Origin of the sequence: Fortiea sp. LEGE XX443 (assembly GCF_015206815.1) — a bacterium.
In the GTDB taxonomy this organism is placed as follows: Bacteria; Cyanobacteriota; Cyanobacteriia; order Cyanobacteriales; family Nostocaceae; genus Nostoc_B.
Window position 1 is genome coordinate 58,740 of record NZ_JADEXZ010000004.1, and the last position, 18,742, is coordinate 77,481.

Consider the following 18,742-nt stretch of genomic DNA (forward strand, 5'->3'; position numbering starts at 1 on the left):
TAAGGCAGGAATATTTCTTTGCGCCTCTGTGTGAGAATTATCTCAAACCTGACTGTACACGCCACAAACTAGCGTAAATTCCATTTTTCTCCAGTAATTCTGCATGGGTTCCTGATTCCACTAATTGTCCGTATTCCATGACATAAATGGAATCGGCATTACGGATTGTGGAAAGACGATGTGCGATCGCAATTGTGGTTCTATCAACTGTAATCTTTTCGAGCGATCGCTGGATAGCGGCTTCGGTTTCATTATCCACGGCTGAGGTAGCTTCATCTAAAATCAAAATTGGTGGATTTTTTAACACTGCACGAGCGATCGCAATTCTTTGGCGTTGTCCGCCAGATAACTTTTGTCCTCGTTCCCCAACAATTGTCTCATAACCTTGGGGCAGATTTTGAATAAATTCGTGGGCTTCTGCTACCTTGGCGGCGGTAATTATTTCTGCTTCCGTAGCATCAAAGCTGCCATAGGCAATATTTTCTGCTACTGTACCATGAAACAAAAATACATCTTGACTGACTAAGCCAATGCAACGGCGTAAATCGCGCAAGTTTAAATCTTGGATATCAATCCCATCTACAATAATGCTTCCGGTTTTCACCTCGTACAACCGTAATAACAGCTTGACGAGTGTGCTTTTACCTGAACCCGTAGAACCAACAATAGCGATCGTTTTGCCTGCGGGGATTTGCAAAGATAAATTTGTAATTACCGGAAATCTATCTTTATAGGCAAAAGTGACATCTTTAAATTCTACTTCGCCGCGCACATTATCCACAGGCAAAGCTACATTCCCTGGATGAATTGTAATCGGAGTATCCAACAAATTCATCACGCGATTAGTAGAAGCCATTGCTCGTTGATATTGGTCAAAGGTATCGCCTAATCTAGTTAAAGGCCATAACAAACGTTGGATTAAAAATACCAACACACTGTAAGTCCCTACAGTTATTTTGCCAGCAACAGCAGCCAGTCCGCCATACAATAGTAATGCGGTAAAGCCCACTAAAATCAACATCCGAATTAGGGGTACAAATGCAGCCGAAAGTTTAATTGCTTTAGCGTTACTTTTTCTATAACCTTCACTATCTTCGGCTAAACGTGAACTTTCATAATCTTCGGCGGTGAAACTTTTAATAGTAGTAATCCCGCTCAAATTATTTACCAGCCGTGCATTTAAATAACCTACCTTTTCCCGCACATCAGCATAGCGTGGTGCAAGCAACCGTTGAAAAGCAAAGGAACCCCAGAGGATAAATGGCATTGGTGACATTGCCATCCACGCTACACTAGGAGCCAATATAAAGAAAGCACCACCTATAATTATTACCGTAGTGGCAACTTGGATAATATCATTTGCTCCCACATCCAGAAAACGCTCTAGTTGGTTAATATCATCACTAAGGATGGACATCAAACCGCCAGTGCTGCGTTCTTCAAAATAAGCTAATTCCAAATCTTGCAAATGTTTGTAGGTATCTAGCCGCAGGTTATGCTGAATGTTCTGCGCTAAATTACGCCAAATTTGAGCGTATGCGTACTCAAAAATTGACTCTAGTATCCAAATAATGACAGTGAGTAGGGAAATAATCAAAAATTGTCCAAAGACATCTTTTACACCCAACTGGGCAATGATAGAATCCTGCTGTTTTACTACTACATCCACGGCCACGCCAATTAATGCTGGTGGAGCCAAATCAAAAAGTTTATTGAGGATAGAGCAAGCAATAGCCAGCCAAATTTGTTGACGATACTGGTGTCCGTAGTCAAGCAGGCGGTGGAGGGGATGCACTGAATGTCTACGCTTTTTTAATATCTGATGAGAATTAAATGCTATAGCCACTGTCTTTTACAATTGCGTGCTATTGATATTAACACGACAGACAGAAATATCTCACGTTTGTACCTTGAGACAGACTCAGCAGGACAAGGACGTGTCACCATAATACAGGAGTTGCCGGAAAATTCAAAAGGAGATACAACCTTGAAGAGTCAGCAATTAGGAAATTGGCAAACTAGTGTTTTGGGAATATTGTTAGCAATAGTGGTGATCATTGGACTAAATTCCTTTATCATTATCAATCCAGGACAAGCAGGCGTGATTAGCATTTTAGGTAAAGCTAGAGATGGCGCTTTATTGGAGGGGATTCACTTGAAGCCACCGCTTATTTCCGTGATCGATGTGTATGATTTGACAGTGCAGAAATTTGAAGTCCCAGCCGAAAGTTCTACAAAGGATCTGCAAAATTTATCTGCGAGATTTGCGATTAACTTTCGCATTGATCCCTCACAAGTTGTTGAGATAAGAAGAAAACAAGGAACTTTAGAAAATATAGTATCGAAAATTATTGCCCCCCAAACCCAGGAAGCTTTTAAAATAGCAGCTGCTAGAAGAACAGTAGAAGAGGCGATTACCAAACGCAGTGAATTAAAAGAAGACTTTGATCACGCTTTAGGCGATCGCTTAGATAAATATGGAATAGTTGTGTTAGATACTAGTGTAGTTGACTTGACTTTTTCACCCGAATTTGCAAGAGCAGTAGAAGAAAAACAAATAGCCGAACAACGCGCACAAAGAGCCGTTTATGTAGCGCGAGAAGCTGAACAAGAAGCACAGGCAGAAATTAATCGTGCTAAAGGTAAAGCAGAAGCACAAAGACTTTTAGCTGAAACACTCAAAGCCCAAGGCGGACAATTAGTTTTACAAAAAGAAGCAATTGAAGCATGGAAAACAGGCGGAGCGCAAATGCCGAAAGTTCTAGTTATGGGTGATAAATCACAAAGTAGTGTACCCTTCATCTTTAACCTAGGAAATGTTCAAAACCAACCATAATTTGGGTAAATTATCCAAGTAACTTCCACTGTGTTCACCTCACACACCAAGGCAAAATCTAAAAAACCATCATCCAATTTATGCCAAATTCTAACCATCTCCCTCTTACCGTGGCTGAAGCTAGAAAATTTCTGAATAAATTCAACTGTTTAGATATTGCACCTATCCTTGATGCTTCTGAAAAAGCCTTGGTGCGTCAGGCTTTAATTTTGATTACCAAACTTTCTGATTATCAGATATTGGGAATTTGTGCTGATACAGCTGAAGAAGGGCTACTGGCGATGAAAACTTATTCCCATGCTTTGGGTTACGAGGTACCAAGCGATTTACCCACTACTGAAGGGCCAGTTTATATCAAATTGAATGGCAAAAATGGCTTATGTTATCTCGATTCATATCCTGGACATCATCGGGGTGTATTAGTATCTTGCCAGTCTTATTATGAAGGAGGAATTAACGAAATGTATGGACACTTACCCCTCGATTTATTTGCTTAAAACAGAGAAAATGTGGGTAGGGGAAATCCCTCACCTACTGACGCTCATCCATAAAAAAATACTAGATATTATGAGTATTATTACACTACAATCTGTTAAAAAAGACTTTGGCATTAAAGAAATTTTAAAGGATGCTAACTTTAGCATCGATGCTAATGATAAAGTTGGTTTGATTGGCACTAATGGTTCTGGTAAATCTACTCTATTAAAAATGATTGCTGGTTTAGAACCAGTTGATAGTGGTCAAATTTCAGTTAACTCTGGTTCTAAAATCATCTACTTACCCCAGCAGCCAGATTTAGATGAAAATCGCACAGTTTTAGAGCAAGTTTTCGCTGACAGTGGCGAACAAATGATTCTGGTACGGGAATATGAAGAACTATCTGAGAAACTCGCGCACTACCCAGAAGATACTCAGTTGATGTCTCGTCTGTCTTCGGTTATGCAACGGATGGATGCGACTGGCGCATGGGAATTGGAAACCAATGCCAAAATCATTCTCAGCAGGTTAGGAATTACTGATTTTGATGCACCCATAGCTACTTTATCTGGGGGATATCGCAAGCGTATTGCCTTAGCAACAGCACTGCTATCGGAACCAGATGTTTTACTCATGGATGAGCCGACAAACCATCTCGATGCGTTGTCTGTGGAATGGTTACAAAGTTATCTTAACCGCTTTCGTGGCGCACTTTTATTAATTACTCACGATCGCTATTTTTTAGACAAAGTTACCAATCGCATCATCGAAATTGACCGAGGCGACATTTATAGTTATACAGGCAATTATTCATACTACTTAGAAAAGAAAGCGTTAGCAGAAGAATCTGCTGTAAGTAGTCAACGCAAGCATCAAGGAGTGTTGCGGCGGGAATTGGAATGGTTGAAGCGAGGCCCAAAAGCCAGAAGTACAAAGCAAAAGGCCAGAATTCAGCGTGTTGAAGCAATGCGAGAAACCGAGTTTAAACAAGGTTTGGGGAAAGTAGATATTTCCACAGTTAGCCGTCGTATTGGGAAGAAGGTGATTGACCTCAAGAATATTTCTAAAGCTTACAGCGATCGCACTCTCATTAAAGATTTTACTTACGAATTTAGTCCCGAAGACCGCATTGGCATCATTGGCGGTAACGGTGCTGGTAAGTCCACCTTAATGAATATCATCACCGGACGCATACAACCTGATGCAGGTAAGGTTGAAATTGGTACTACCATCCACATCGGTTATTTTGACCAACATTCGGAAGAATTACTCACAGCTTTGAATGAAAATCAGCGCGTGATTGATTACATCAAAGAAGAAGGAGAATTTGTTCAAATTGCTGATGGTACTAAAATTACTGCTTCCCAAATGTTGGAACGATTTTTATTTCCAGGAAACCAGCAGTATGCACCAATTCATAAACTATCAGGTGGGGAAAAACGCCGTTTATTTTTGCTGCGTGTGCTAATCAGTGCGCCCAATGTCTTAATTTTAGACGAACCAACTAATGATTTAGATGTACAGACATTAGCAGTCCTAGAAGATTACCTAGAAGATTTTACTGGGAGTGTAATTGCAGTTTCTCACGATCGCTACTTTTTAGACCGCACCGTAGACACAATCTTTGCTTTAGAAGCAGAGGGAAATATCCGCCAGTATCCAGGTAATTACTCTGTCTATCTCGACTACAAAAAAGCTGAAGAAGCAGCCCAGCAAGAAGCTACTAAAACTCAAGAGAAACCAAAAAAATTTGAAGTTCAAGCAGCTACTCAATCTAAGGATAGCGACAATAAAAAACGTCGTGGGCTATCCAATTGGGAAAAGCGCGAGTTTGAGCAGTTAGAAGCTAAAATTGCCCAATTAGAAACTGAAAAAGCCGAAGCAGAAACAGCAATGAATAGAGTTTCTTCAGGAAATTATAGCCAAGTTCAAAAACTTTATGAACAAGTAGAAAACCTCAAACAAGCAATTGATACAGCCACCGAACGCTGGTTAGAATTAGCCGAGATGGAATCTTGAAATTAGTGAAGGCTTGTGGAATTTTTCAACAATCGCTCCTCTAGAAAGGTGTTTTAGTGAGTTAGAGTAGCGAGATAGTTCCTCACCACCCCCTCATACCGTTTTTTTAAGTTTGATACAAGTAGGTCGCAGGGGAGCAGGGGCAGGTAGTCACTGAGATCCCCTTATTATATATCCTCAGATTTAATACTAATAACGACCAACTTAATGAATGATAAGTAATACTGAGAAATTATTAATAATAACGAGGCATTAAGAATGGCTTACAGTGATTTCAGCCTATCAAAAGTTAAAAATGATTTTGGCTTAACCTTGGACGAAAGCCGTAATTTATTTGTTGACACCAAACCAGTATTACCATCTGCAACTTTAAAAACTCTGCTTAGTGATTATATTCCCTTAGCAACATCTATTTCTACTGAAAAAGCTAGGTCAGAATTTTTAATTGCGCCAATTTTAGCCGAAGTTAGACGATTATTAAATAATCAAATTTCTCTGTTTTCGGGTAATGAGTTTAATGTTGATGCTCAAAGAGGCTTACAAGGGTTTTGTGACTATATTATTAGCGGTTCTAAAGAGCAATTATATATTACTGCTCCGGTAACTATTATATTTGAAGCTAAAAAAGAAGATATTATTGGCGGTCTTGGTCAATGTGTGGCGGCGATGGTGGCGGCGCAGATATTCAATCAAAGCAAAGGTAATGAAGTTGAGCGCATTTATGGTTCTGTGACTACTGGAACTAATTGGAAGTTTTTATTTTTAGAAGGCACGATTGTTTATATTGATGAGATTGAGTACTATATCAAAGAAGTTGATAAGATTTTAGGGATTTTGCTGCAACCTTTCCAGCCTGTTTTGACTGCTGTTTAATTATGAAGATAGAAACGTTTTTTGGAAATGCGTAACGCACTGACTGGTGTATTTCCTCTATCCCATCAGGGCGAACGCATCTTAATTGCTAATAAGAATTGAGAAGCAAATTCAAATATATAGAATAAAGCCAATTCTCTTCTATAAATAGTAAATGCAAATAAAAAGATAAACTTAGGTATTAAAAACTTATCATTCGCCATGAAGATATGATTTTAAATCAACAATTAGTATAAAGTGGGCAACATGAATTAAGGACTACAACCTAAATAGAAAATTAATTACAGCCTGATTCAATGCCCAATAAAATTAGGTTGAAGACAAGGAAAGTAATCTAGTTAAATATTGATTATCCATTGCAGCTAGAAATTGTTTGTTTTTTACTCCTACTTTTACCCGTTTCTCTTTACTTAACAGATTAACTGCAATGTGGCGCAGAATTGCAAAATTTTGTGGTGCGTTATCTTTCCTTATGCGACAGTCGTCTGCTCTTTCAGAGCCGCTTCGCGAACGTTTAAAGCTATGGTATTTGCCATATAACTTAGAGCATAGACATTTATAAAAGCATTACAGGAAGATGCTTACAAGCGAATTTTTTATCGCTTTCTCTTGCCTTACCAATACCTTGCATCTTCTACAAAAAGATATTTGGGATCAAATTAATTTAAAAATATGTCTCAAGGTAGATATATTTTGTCGCTGATACTCAATGGAACTTACAAAGTTTTAAACTCTATGATGCACTACATTTTTATTAGAAATATAAATTTTACTAATATCAAAATATCTAGCTTAAATTACTAAAAAATATTAAGCTAGTGTGAAAGTAAGCGGTTAATCGCTGCTTGGAATAATTCTACTTCATTAGCTCAGGTAAATTGAAAAGTTACCGCTTTTCCCTTACCTTTTCGGTTTACCCTGTCAAACAAACTTGGCAAACTATCAGGTATCAAATAATAATGTTAAAACGTCGCACAATACTAGCCAGTCTAGCTGCGCTTGGCTTTATTTTGGCTATGAGTACACAGGTTTATGGAACAACGGCTACCGGGCCGGACGCTTGGGAGACTGTATACAATAATGCGGTTGCCCACGCAACGACGACAATTCCACAAATATCACTTCTTGGTATTGTTTTTGGTCTGATAGATGACTTGGTCACATTTCTCAACGTTTATAACTTGTTGAGCGGATTTTGGGCTGGTTAAGTCTCTATCTTATAAGCAAGTAGGAAAGAGTTGAAAAGGGGGATTATTGCAATATGATTTTTTGCTAATTCCTGCGCTTGGACTGGCGTTTCGCTCACCGTAGGGGACACTGAATAGTATCTCTTCCTCGTTAACACAAATTATCCGGCAAATAAATACTCCATAGCTCGTGAGGAGCCTTCTTTTAATATTCAAACCTCGCACAATTTTTAGTGCCTTTACTGCAATCATCCTTGCGTTTGTCCTAGTTATACAGGTAGATGCACAACCAGCCCTTGCAACCCTTGCACTGAATAGTATCTCTTCCTCGTTAACACAAATTATCCGGCAAATAAATACTCCATAGCTCGTGAGGAGCCTTCTTTATAATGTTCAAACCTCGCACAATTTTTAGTGCCTTTACTGCAATCATCCTTGCGTTTGTCCTAGTTATACAGGTAGATGCACAACCAGCCCTTGCAACCCTTGCTTCGTGTAGTCCAACTGCGGTTAACCGACCTATCTGTCCCAGTACAGCAGCCTCAACGGAAGCTAATTTTATTGACCCAGCTGCGATAATTACCAATCCCGCAAATATTACCTTGGAGGGAAAAGTCTACGTTGCACCATTTGCTCGGTTAAATGCTACTAATGGCCCCATCATTATCCGTGAAGGATCCAACGTCCAAGACCAAGTGAGCATTACACCTTCAGTAGCGGGGTCAACTATTGGTGAGCGAGTCATCCTGGCACACTTGGCCACTGTCAAAGGTACAGCCAACATCGGTCTTACTGGCTCAACTGGGCCTTTTACTGACCCCGTGAGCGGTGTTGTGTTTAGCAACACTCAGCCAGAGACATTCATCGCCTTCAACGCTGAAGTAGACGGTGCAACTATAGAGTTCAACACCGTAGTCAATTTTCTCTCGCGGGTCGGACCTGGTGTTACCTTACCCTCTGGTAAAGTTGTCCTCCCAGGTAAAAATGTTACTAGTAACATAGAAGCTACTAGTGGCAGTTTGGGGAAGGTGTCTAACCTGACAGAAGCCGATGTTGCATTGATGCAGGGTGTGATTGCAGTTAATCAGTCATTGGCCCAAGGTTATACACAATTAGCCCTAGCCAATCCGTCAAATGTCACAGGGATAAATTTCAGTCCATCCACCCCTAATAACCCAACACCAAGTTTGCCAACCATAGGTGGGGTTACTACTCAAGATCCCAACTACCCTAACCGCATCATCGGCAATGTGATTCTGCAAGATTCTCTCGCAGCCTTAAACCAGAAATTAGGTAATAGAATTTCCATCCGTGCTGATGAGGGTCAACCTTTTAACATTGGGATACTTGCCGGTGTAGCAAACGATGTTGTCTTTCATGGTTTAGCGACAACTAATCTGACTATTGGTAATGGAAATGCTTATGGGCCTCGTGTTCTAGTTCATGGTGGTAGGCAGGTTGTCAATGGTGTTGATAGTGGCCCGGAAACTAGGCTAGGTAATGACGTAGGGTTAGCACCTGACGTTGTTATATTCCGTGCAGAAATTGGTAACCAATCAGCCGTTGGAAGAAAAAGCGGTATCTTCAATTCCACACTACCTTCTAGAACGCATATCCGTTCAAGAACTATCTATGCCAATAACGGCAGCCTAATTTCAAAGGTAGAGTGGTAATAATACCAATTCGCAATTTGTAATTTAATGAGGCTTAGATGTAGCAGGATTGTTTTTTGCTGCATCTGATGCCTAATTTTGAAGAATCGGGTTAAGCATTTAAGTTTTGCATGACTATGAATTTTAAAATCCTCCCCCTAATGCCTTCACGATGCCTACGATTGGTTGTGCTTCTCACTTTGATATTCGGACTGATGCTAGGTCTTGATGTCAGTTCATCTATAGCTGCACAACAGGTTGAGCAACCTGGATATATAGAATCTGTTAATTCCCAGTCGCCGCAAGTCGTACAACCTCCAGTTACCGGACTCGTTTCTACCTTGTCGGATGAGGTTAAGGAATCAACAACAAATTTGATTAACTGGTCAACCTACTGGAATCTTTGCTGGGAAGCTTATCCAGGGGCTAAAGAGTACGAACTGCAAAAGGTGCTGGTGGATGGTGAGTCTCCAGATTTACAACGTCAAAGCGATCGCTGTTTTCATCTCCAAGCTGCATCAAACCAAAACCTCAAATCACAAGGCTTACTCAACCGAGATTTAATCTTATTAGTACATAAAACTCAGCTTGCTTATCGAGTCCGAGCCGTTCTAGATGATAACCGCGTCAGTGAATGGTCTACAGTCATGGCAGTTGGTGCAACTACTGAACCTGAATCGAATGCTACTTCCATCAGTGTAAATCCTTCATAGTCAGGACTTAGGCACAGGTTTGGAAGTAAGGGTATAGGGGAAATGGTGTTCTAAATCCTTACACTTCTATCAATACCTTAGCCAAAATAAGAGGGTGAAGAGAGAGCGCTGATGTAGTAGAGTTATTGTCTTCCCAAACGATAACTCAAAAGCCACAATCAACCCATGCCCGACATCTTATCACTGCTGCAATGCCTCCTGCCGCAGATAAACGCTACGACGATGCGTCAGTTGAACCAGATAATCATTGCTATGTTAGGAATGAGCGGGCGAGTCACCATGTTGGGAATTGCCCGTTGGACAGGTGATGGCGGTAGCTATCGGACAATGGGGAGATTTTTTTCGACAGTCATACCTTGGACAACATTGTTTTGGCTGTTTTTTCGTCAACATTTGTGGCGAAAAAATGATGTGTATTTGCTTGCAGGAGATGAAGTTGTAGTTAGTAAATCGGGGAAGCAAACTTACGGAGTAGATAGATTTTTTTCTAGCCTGGCTAGTAAACCAATTAATGGTTTATCTTTCTTCGTATTGTCATTAGTAAGCGTGGAAGAGAGACAGTCATTTCCTATTAAGATAAAACAGGTAATAAAAAGTGATGAAGAAATAAGTAGCTTGTCACCCATCAAAAAAGTAAATTCCCAAGAAAAACGTGGAAAGGGACGACCAAAAGGAAGTAAAAACAAAAACAAAACTGAAGTGATATTAACATCTGAACTATTGCTAATTAAAAAGATGATTAGTTCATTATTCGAGTTAATCGCTCAGTTTATTCCCCTGACATACTTAGTAGTAGATGGTCATTTTGGTAACAACAATGCTTTGCAGATGGCACGACAAGTTAACTTGCACATAATTTCCAAGTTACGCCATGATTCGGCATTATACATCCCTTATGAACATCCTAAGCTGCTACGCAGCTAAATTTAATAAACAGCATTACCTTTATTTTTAATCTTACGCTCCCATTTAATAATAAGACCACCTTGATTGAGCAATTTATTTAACAATTGTTCTAGCTGCGATACAGACTCGAATAATCTATGAGCTATATATTCTTTTGCCGAATGCCAAACTAATTCAATTAAATTATAATCTGGACTATACGGGGGTAAAAATTCTAGAATAATATTTGGCATTTCTGAGTCTATTTTAGCTAAAATATCTTTCCTTTTATGGAAACTAGCATTATCAAGAATAATCACTATTTTCGCCAGGGGGAACGCATCTAAATATAGTACATAATTACTAAGAGAGGGATATCATTAGCGATCGGTGATGATATAGAGGTTGAGCAATGAGGCTTTGATGGTAAAGTCATTGTAAAAATAAATAGTCATGTTGCCCAAGGAAGGCGTGAAGCTCAAGCCCAAAGTCACAATTGCTGACCATTTTGCCGTGATATCAGACCCACGAATAGATCGTACAAAACGACATAAATTGATTGACATTTTGACCATTGCTTTGTGTGCAGTAATCTGTGGAGCAGATAGTTGGGTGGCAATTGAAATATATGGCTGCACAAAGTATGACTGGCTAAATTGGATGTAGCATTAAACGTTCGCGAAGCGGCTCTGAAAGAGCAGACGACTGTCGCATAAGGAAAGATAACGCACCACAAAATTTTGCAATTCTGCGCCACATTGCGCTCAAAAACTGTACCACTGAGTCGAGTAAGCAGCTGCTAAACGGTAACCATTTTCAAGGTAAGCTTATGTCCAAGGTGGCAAATATGCTGTTTTATGAATTAGTTAAGGATTACTCAGTAATTTAAGAACTCTCAATAATTTTAACTACTTGAGGGGTTGTTAAATTTGTGGAAACTTACTAGAGTAAAATGGGCTTACTAGTTCCATTCTAAGTGCTAACAGCACTCAGCACTACAAAGGGAGAAGCTTGATGTTGCTTGGTCTGCGAATCGAAAACTTTGCCCTGATTGACCAACTGGAACTAGAATTTGGTGCTGGGCTAAATGTCTTAACAGGTGAAACAGGTGCAGGAAAATCGATTATCTTAGATGCCATTGATGCAGCCTTGGGTGGTAAAGTCTCCAGTCGAGTTATTCGGACTGGAACAAATCGGGCAATGGTAGAAGCAAGTTTTAAATTTAATCATGCCTTAGCCGCTTGGTTGACTGAACAGGAAATAGATTTAATTGATGATAATTCAGTAGTAATTAGCCGAGAAATTACAGCCACAAGTACCAATATTCGCAGTCGATCGCGGGTGAATGGTGTGTTAGTCAATCGACAAATCATGATAGGATTGCGCGATCGCCTAGTGGAAATTACGGCTCAAGGTCAAACTGTCCAAGTCGGACAACCTGCACAAGTCCGGGAATGGCTGGATTTATACGGTGGTGACGCTTTAATGCAGCAGCGTCTATTGATTACTACAGCTTATGCTGCTTACCAACAAGCCCATCTCGCTTTAGAAAAACGCCGCACATCCGAACGGGAACGCTTGCAACAACTGGACTTGTTAACCTATCAAGTCCAGGAATTGACAACAGCCAACCTCAACGAACCGCAAGAATTAGAACAACTGACACAAGAACGGGAACGCTTAAATCACGTCGTTGATTTGCAACAGATGAGTTACAAAGTCTATCAGGCTTTGTATCAAAACGACGGTGAAACCCCAGCCGCAGCAGACTTATTAGGAGACAGCGAAGCCACCTTAAACGACATGGTGGAATATGATAGCCAACTGCAACCACTATTAGAATTGGTGAGAGATGCACAAACAGCAGTCGCAGAAGTAGGACGACAGATTAACGCCTACGGTGACAGTTTAGAAGCAGATCCGCAAAGGTTAGAAGAAGTAGAAGAACGGATTAGGGAATTAAAGCAAATTTGTCGTAAGTACGGGCCGACACTTACAGAAGCGATCGCTTATTACCAACGCATCCAACAAGAATTAGCAGAACTAAACGATAGTGAACAATCTATCGAAAGTTTAGAACAACAAGAAACGGCGTATTTTGATAAACTGACTCAAGCTTGCCAAAAGTTAACTAAACTGCGTCGCCAAGCTGCGACTAATTTAGAATCCCGCTTGATATCAGAACTAAAGCCTCTGGCGATGGAAAAGGTACAGTTTCAAGTTGATATAGTACCCATTATCCCAACTGCGGCTGGTGCAGATAAAATTACCTTTGTTTTTAGTCCCAACCCTGGCGAACCATTGCAACCATTGACAGAAATTGCCTCTGGTGGGGAAATGAGCCGCTTTTTACTAGCACTAAAAGCTTGTTTTTCTCAAGCAGACTCCGCGGGGACATTGGTATTTGATGAAATTGATGTCGGTGTTTCTGGGAGAGTAGCCCAAGCGATCGCTGAAAAATTATATCAACTCGGTCAAAACCATCAAGTATTATGTGTGACGCACCAACCTTTAGTAGCGGCGATGGCTGATCGACATTTCCGAGTTGATAAGCAAACTATTACCCAAGGTAAAGGTAAGAAAACCAACAATGGCAACACTGAACAGCGGACTGTTGTGCGAGTTACTCATTTAGATGACTTAAATACTCGTCGGGAAGAACTAGCGCAATTAGCAGGTGGTAAATCTGCAATAGAAGCGATCGCTTTTGCCGAGTCTCTGCTGTTACAAGCTGCAAACCATCGCCGTCAAGAATTATAAGCATCAGTAATTTTACGAGTAGACTATACACATAACATTTTTACACTATCAACTTAATTTGTAGTGGATTTATGATAACTGTGAGCTTGACTACTGTAGCTACTGCGATCGCAAATATACTCTGGACTAAAGCACAGGAGAAAATTGGCGAAAATCTTGGTGATGTTTTATGGACTGCTCCTGGTAAGTTGATAGAATTGCTGCGCCGAAAGAATAAAGTACCGTCTCTTACCAGTAATGAACCGCAGCCTTTAGATTATGGTCAAGCAGTGCTGGAACTGACACAAGCAGCACAAGACCCCGAAATTGCTCAAGCTGTTGTGGAAGTGGAAGCAGCAGTTAATAATGATCAGTCTGAGGCTGCTAAGGAAATTAAAAATAAAGCAGCAGAAATCCAGTCTCAGCCTTCAGTTGTTAATAACTTTGCGAAGTTAGCAGACAAAATTGGGCAAGTTGTCATTGGTGGTACTGGTACAATCGAAAACATGACGTTTTGATAAAGGCATGGCTAATTTATGCCTGAAGACTCTGGCAAGTTAGCAGACAAAATTGGGGCTTATGCTGGTTATGGCGGTACAGTTAACATAAATAATCTGACAGTTAATGCTTTAGCTAGTTCTGAAGTTATTAGTTTTACATTGGCAGACTGGCGTGAGATTTGCATCGCTATGCTGAACAGTCAGCACGAAGCAGCAATACTCAGACGCAAAGCAACAGAACGAGGTTTTGAAGTTAACGTTTATGTTCCCTTGGGGTTGGTGGAACGCAAACAGCAGCAACGCCGACAGCTAGATGAACAGCGAGACAGGGAAAATGTTTATGAATTAACTCAAGAAGTCATAGTCAAAAACTATGAACATGACACATTTTTGCAAGAAGTAATTACACCACAGCCAAGCGGAAATAATAAACATATTGCAATTATTGGTGAACCGGGAGCAGGTAAGACTACTTTATTGAGTACCATTGCTTCCTTTATTAATAAAGACAACACTCAAGATTTACCTATCTTTATTTCTCTCGCCAATTTACAGGAAAGAACTATTGAGGAATATTTACTCAAGCAATGGCTTCCTGAAGCGATGAGATTAGTTAAATCTGATGTTATCGTCACGCCAGAAATTGAACGTCAATTACTTGCTTGTTTTGGTAAACAGAAAGTTTGGTTACTGTTAGATGGCGTAGATGAAATGGGTGAAAATTCACCTGTGCAAGCCTTAGCCAAAATTAATCGAGAACTGACAGCATCTTTGAGACAGGCGCGGGTGGTGTTAACTTGTCGCTTAAATGTTTGGGATGCCCAGATTAATAATACACTTACTGGATTTGATACTTATAAAACTCAAGAGTTTAAACCAGAACAAATTGATGAATTTATTAATGAGTGGTTTGAGCGTGCTGGCAATTTAGCAAAAGGGAAGACACTACAGGATAAGTTAAAAGCAACTCAGCATGAAAATATTCGTAAGTTGGTAACAAATCCTCTGCGCTTATCGCTGTTGTGTCAGACATTCGATTTGGATAAGCAGGGAGAATTGCCAGAAACGAAAGCAGCACTTTATCAGAGGTTTACCCGTTATTTCTATGAATGGAAATCAGCGTTATTTCCTAAGTTGTGTGCCTCTGATGATTTAAAGGATAAATTACACCAAGCTTTAAGCAAATTAGCTTTTGCAGGTATTAACAGTAGTGCGCGGTTTCGCTTGCCGAGCAGTTTAGCAAGTCAAGCAATGGGTGAGAGATTATTTAAATTAGGTTGTGATATTGGCTGGTTAAATTTAGTAGATAGAGTAGCTGAAACTGAGGAGGGAGTTTATGCTTTCTTTCATCCTAACTTTCAAGAATATTTTGCAGCCTTAAATGTGAATGATTGGCATGAGTTTCTCAATCATGTTCCTCACAACCCAGCACAAGGAACTTACCGCATTTTTGAACCACAATGGAGAGAGGTTATTTTGCTATGGTTAGGACGACCAGAAGAAAATTTAAAACGGCAAAAGCAAAAGTTTATTAATGCTTTAGTCAATTTTAAAGATGGATGTGGTCAGTGGAATAGGAAAGATGTAGACAAGGGTTTTTATGAATATCGCGCCTACTTTTTAGCGGTTGTGGGAATTGCCGAGTTTAAAGATTGTTCTCAAGCAGATGAAATAGTAGCACAAATTATCAAATGGGACTTTGGCTATTCATCTAAAAAACAGAATTGGGTAAAATTTCTGGAGCCAATTCAAGAGGAAGCTAGATCAGCACTGCAACAAACAGAACGGATAAGAGCAATAGCACCTTTGGAGCGAGTGCTACAATCAACAAATCTGGATAATGACACTCGTAGATATGTAGCATATAGGTTAGGGAAAATCGACCCCAGCAATGAAACAATGATCGCATCCTTAGTGGAAGTACTACAAGCCACATCTGCGGATCACCACACTCGTTTGCGAGTGGCACAAAGCGAAGCAAGTAGCAAAGGCCATCGCGTAAGTTTATTTTTTCCCGTAGCAAAAAGTTTAGAGAGAATTGGCAAAGACAATGAAGCGGTAATCGCAGCCTTGGCTCAATTACTGCAATTCACAACAGTGGATGAAGACACTCATTTAGAGGCAATAAAGATATTAGGGAAAATTGGCATAGACAATGCAACAGCGATCGCAGCTTTGGCGCAAGTACTACAATCGTCTGATGTAAGCGAATCTATACTTAGGCGGGCAGTACAAAGCTTGGGGGAAATTGCTCCAGGTGATGAAACTGCGATCGCAGCCTTGGCTCAATTACTGCAATCCACAACAGTGGATGAAAACACCCGTCATAGCGTAAGATATTGTTTAGAAAAAATCGGTATGGGTAATAAAGTTGCGATCGCCGCTTTAGTGCAACTTCTAAAATCACCAGATGTGAGCGACTCCACCCTTAGAAGTGCAGTAGAAAGCTTACAGAAAATTGATCCAGGCAATGAAACAGTAATTCTTGCTTTGGTGCGGGTGGTGCAATCTGCAACTGCGGATCACTACAACCGTTTAGAGGCATTCGAGAGTTTAGAGAAAATTGACCCAGGAAATGAATTTGCGATCCCAGCCTTGTTACAACTACTGCAATCCACAACTGCTGATAATGTAACCCGTTGGCGTGTAGCACAAAGCTTAGAGAAAATCGGCAAAGGTAATGAATTTGCGATCGCCGCCTTAGTGGAAGTTCTACAATCAAGTACTGTAGATGACACAATCTGTTCGCAGGCTACAAATATCTTAGAAAAAATCGGCAAAGGCAATGAATTTGCGATCGCATCGTTAGTAGAACTACTGCAATCAAGCAACGTAGATGATAAAGTCCGTTGGCGTGTAGCACAAAGCTTAGAGACAATAAACCCAGGCAATAAAACAGTAATTACCGCCTTAGAACAAGTGGTGCAATCTACAAGTTTGGATGACAATAACATCCGTTTGCAGGCAGCAACTATATTAGGAAGAACCGACTCGGGCAATCAGATTGCGATCAACGCCTTGGTGAAGCTGCTGCGATCAAAAACAGTCGATAACAACACCTGTCAATCGATAGCATACCGCTTAAGGGAAATCAGTACAGACAATGGAACAGCGATCACTATCTTGGAACAACGGTTACAATTCTCAACTCTGAATAACAAAATTCGTCGTCGGTTAGCAGAAAGCTTAGGGATAATCGATCCAGGTAATAAAATAGCGATTTCTGCCTTGGTGGATTTGCTGCAATCCACAACTGTGAATGACAGAACTCGTGAGAAGGCAGCATATAGCTTAGAGGAAATCGGCACAGGTAATGAATTTATGATCGCTACCTTGGAACCAGTGCTACAATCCTTAACTCTCAATAACAAAATTCGTCGTCGGTTAGCAGAAAGCTTAGGGATAATCGATCCAGGTAATAAAGTGGCGATTTCTGCCTTGGTAGATTTGCTGCAATCAACTACTGTGGATGACAAAACCCATCAAGATGCAGCATATAACTTAGAGAAAATCGGTACAGGTGATGAATTTATGATCGCTACCTTGGAACCAGTGCTACAATCCTTAACTCTCAATAACAAAATTCGTGGTCGGTTAGCAGAAAATTTAGGCAAAATCGATCCAGGGAATAAAGTGGCGATTTCTGCCTTGGTAGATTTGCTGCAATCAACTACTGTGGATGACAAAACCCATCAAGATGCAGCATATAACTTAGAGGAAATCGGTACAGGTGATGAATTTGCGATCGCTTCTTTGGTGAAAGTACTGGAATCAAAAACTGTAGATAACAAAAACCGTAGTTACGCAGCAAGTATATTAGGAAAAATCGACCCAGGCAATAAAATAGCGATTTCTGCCTTGATGAAAGTGCTAGAATCCAAAACGCTGGATGACGACACCCGTGAGTATGCAAAAGATAGCTTAAAAGAAATTGGCACAGGCCATGATTTTGCGATATCTGCTTTAGTCCAACTAATGCAATCAACAACGCTGGATAAAAAAATCCGTTTGTGGGCAAAAGATAGCTTAGAGGAAATTGCTATAGGTAATCAAACAGCGATTTCTACCTTAGAAAAAGTGCTGAAATCAATCCCTGTCAATAACTCTAGAGATAATGATCCTACCCGTTGGTTGGCAGCAGATAGCTTATGGAAAATCAATCCAGGTAATAAAGAAGCAATCTTGGCTTTGGTGTATTTGCTGCAAACTAGTGTGAATAAATATCCTCCTAGACGGGCAGCAGAAAGCTTAGAAGAATTTCTACAGAATAACGAAGATCGTTTTCAAGCAGTCAAAGCTTTAAGTAATTATTGGCAACTAGATGGTGAATACTACGATTTAGCCTGGAAATGCGCCCAGAATATGCCTTACTCCGATTTCTATCAAGCTTGGCATCATCATAATTTTGCCACTCGCACAATGCGAAGCTTAAAGAAAATCCTCTTCACCAGAATCATTTAAGCACTTTTGCAGCCGCGACGTTACAAATCAAGTCCCCATCGTAACTACAGCTTACTCATTTGCTCCAAAGACAGACGAGGAAGTTACAAATATTGGTACGTTCACAACAACAGCTTGAGCATTTATTACAAACGCTGACTCATTTACTACAATTGCATCAGCATTTATAGCAATTGCTGTCGCATTCATAATAAATGCTTAAAATTTAAGCAAACGAATTAAGCATTAATTATACATGGATACTCATTTGTAGCAATTGCTGTCGCATTCATAATAAATGCTTAAAATTTAAGCAAACAAATTAAGCATTAATTATAAATGAATACTCATTTGCAGCAATTGCGTAAGCATTTACAATAATTGCTTGAATGTTAGTAACAACAGCTTGAGTCTTTGTAAT

The 18,742-nt window shown here is 40.1% G+C and carries 12 protein-coding genes and 4 pseudogenes; 12 read left to right on the top strand and 4 right to left on the bottom strand.

All coding sequences use genetic code 11. The annotated features are described in order from the left end of the window. Window positions 1–37 precede the first annotated feature (37 nt). Window positions 38–1,846 (bottom strand): ABC transporter ATP-binding protein, encoded by a 1,809-nt coding sequence (locus IQ259_RS03025; RefSeq protein ID WP_193880641.1) that lies wholly within the window; start codon window positions 1,844–1,846, stop codon window positions 38–40. Between the two features lie 141 nt (window positions 1,847–1,987). Here IQ259_RS03025 and IQ259_RS03030 point away from each other — a divergent pair, with 141 nt between their 5' ends. From IQ259_RS03030 to IQ259_RS03045, 4 genes are all read left to right on the top strand, one after another. Next, entirely contained in the window at window positions 1,988–2,836 is an 849-nt protein-coding gene (locus IQ259_RS03030) for a prohibitin family protein (RefSeq protein ID WP_193880880.1), read from the top strand. Between the two features lie 80 nt (window positions 2,837–2,916). Beyond that, window positions 2,917–3,333 carry a DUF1824 family protein gene (locus tag IQ259_RS03035; RefSeq protein WP_193880644.1) on the top strand — a complete coding sequence of 139 codons (417 nt, stop codon included), beginning with the start codon at window positions 2,917–2,919 and terminating at the stop codon, window positions 3,331–3,333. A 70-nt stretch (window positions 3,334–3,403) separates the two neighbouring features. Then, on the top strand, window positions 3,404–5,332 hold the full coding sequence (locus IQ259_RS03040; protein WP_193880647.1) for an ABC-F family ATP-binding cassette domain-containing protein: 1,929 nt from the start codon (window positions 3,404–3,406) through the stop codon (window positions 5,330–5,332). Window positions 5,333–5,590: 258 nt separating this feature from the next. Beyond that, a complete protein-coding gene (locus IQ259_RS03045; RefSeq protein ID WP_193880650.1) occupies window positions 5,591–6,205 on the top strand; it encodes a hypothetical protein in 615 nt (204 codons plus the stop codon). A 309-nt stretch (window positions 6,206–6,514) separates the two neighbouring features. Here the strand turns inward: IQ259_RS03045 and IQ259_RS27020 are convergent. Further along, window positions 6,515–6,697, bottom strand: a pseudogene (locus tag IQ259_RS27020) (ISAs1 family transposase); the annotation flags it as partial. 524 nt (window positions 6,698–7,221) lie between these two features. Here IQ259_RS27020 and IQ259_RS03050 point away from each other — a divergent pair. The 4 genes and pseudogenes from IQ259_RS03050 to IQ259_RS03065 all read left to right on the top strand — a co-directional run. Continuing rightward, the gene (locus IQ259_RS03050) at window positions 7,222–7,413 is read left to right on the top strand and encodes a hypothetical protein (RefSeq protein WP_228014331.1); all 192 of its coding nucleotides are present in this window, start codon (window positions 7,222–7,224) and stop codon (window positions 7,411–7,413) included. 368 nt (window positions 7,414–7,781) lie between these two features. Beyond that, a complete protein-coding gene (locus IQ259_RS03055; protein ID WP_193880654.1) occupies window positions 7,782–9,065 on the top strand; it encodes an acetyltransferase in 1,284 nt (427 codons plus the stop codon). Window positions 9,066–9,259: 194 nt separating this feature from the next. Next, window positions 9,260–9,757 carry a hypothetical protein gene (locus IQ259_RS03060; RefSeq protein ID WP_228014332.1) on the top strand — a complete coding sequence of 166 codons (498 nt, stop codon included), beginning with the start codon at window positions 9,260–9,262 and terminating at the stop codon, window positions 9,755–9,757. 165 nt (window positions 9,758–9,922) lie between these two features. Then, window positions 9,923–10,663, top strand: a pseudogene (locus IQ259_RS03065) (transposase); the annotation flags it as partial. A 20-nt stretch (window positions 10,664–10,683) separates the two neighbouring features. On the opposite strand, the pseudogene IQ259_RS03070 reads toward IQ259_RS03065, so the two are convergent. Continuing rightward, a pseudogene (locus IQ259_RS03070) lies at window positions 10,684–10,968 on the bottom strand (transposase); the annotation flags it as partial. A gap of 54 nt (window positions 10,969–11,022) precedes the next feature. Beyond that, window positions 11,023–11,208: a hypothetical protein gene (locus IQ259_RS27715; protein ID WP_339383935.1), complete on the bottom strand. Its 186-nt coding sequence runs from the start codon at window positions 11,206–11,208 to the stop codon at window positions 11,023–11,025. Between IQ259_RS27715 and IQ259_RS03075 the strand changes: the two are divergent. The 4 genes and pseudogenes from IQ259_RS03075 to IQ259_RS03090 form a co-directional block, all read left to right on the top strand. Next, window positions 11,156–11,296 (top strand): annotated as a pseudogene (locus IQ259_RS03075) (transposase family protein); the annotation flags it as partial. The gene IQ259_RS27715 and the pseudogene IQ259_RS03075 overlap by 53 nt on opposite strands. Before the next feature lie 360 nt (window positions 11,297–11,656). Beyond that, window positions 11,657–13,402 carry a DNA repair protein RecN gene (gene recN, locus IQ259_RS03080; protein WP_193880660.1) on the top strand — a complete coding sequence of 582 codons (1,746 nt, stop codon included), beginning with the start codon at window positions 11,657–11,659 and terminating at the stop codon, window positions 13,400–13,402. Window positions 13,403–13,473: 71 nt separating this feature from the next. After that, entirely contained in the window at window positions 13,474–13,899 is a 426-nt protein-coding gene (locus IQ259_RS03085; RefSeq protein ID WP_193880663.1) for a hypothetical protein, read from the top strand. Window positions 13,900–13,917: 18 nt separating this feature from the next. Beyond that, a complete protein-coding gene (locus IQ259_RS03090; protein ID WP_228014333.1) occupies window positions 13,918–18,342 on the top strand; it encodes a HEAT repeat domain-containing protein in 4,425 nt (1,474 codons plus the stop codon). The last annotated feature ends 400 nt before the right edge of the window (window positions 18,343–18,742 follow it).

Coding starts and splice junctions, on each gene's coding strand:
- IQ259_RS03035 (WP_193880644.1), top strand. CDS start 2,917: ATGCCAAATTCTAACCATCTCCCTCTTACCGTGGCTGAAGCTAGAAAA.
- IQ259_RS03040 (WP_193880647.1), top strand. CDS start 3,404: ATGAGTATTATTACACTACAATCTGTTAAAAAAGACTTTGGCATTAAA.
- IQ259_RS03045 (WP_193880650.1), top strand. CDS start 5,591: ATGGCTTACAGTGATTTCAGCCTATCAAAAGTTAAAAATGATTTTGGC.
- IQ259_RS03050 (WP_228014331.1), top strand. CDS start 7,222: ATGAGTACACAGGTTTATGGAACAACGGCTACCGGGCCGGACGCTTGG.
- IQ259_RS03055 (WP_193880654.1), top strand. CDS start 7,782: ATGTTCAAACCTCGCACAATTTTTAGTGCCTTTACTGCAATCATCCTT.
- IQ259_RS03060 (WP_228014332.1), top strand. CDS start 9,260: ATGCTAGGTCTTGATGTCAGTTCATCTATAGCTGCACAACAGGTTGAG.
- IQ259_RS27715 (WP_339383935.1), bottom strand. CDS start 11,208: ATGTCAATCAATTTATGTCGTTTTGTACGATCTATTCGTGGGTCTGAT.
- recN (WP_193880660.1), top strand. CDS start 11,657: ATGTTGCTTGGTCTGCGAATCGAAAACTTTGCCCTGATTGACCAACTG.
- IQ259_RS03085 (WP_193880663.1), top strand. CDS start 13,474: ATGATAACTGTGAGCTTGACTACTGTAGCTACTGCGATCGCAAATATA.
- IQ259_RS03090 (WP_228014333.1), top strand. CDS start 13,918: ATGCCTGAAGACTCTGGCAAGTTAGCAGACAAAATTGGGGCTTATGCT.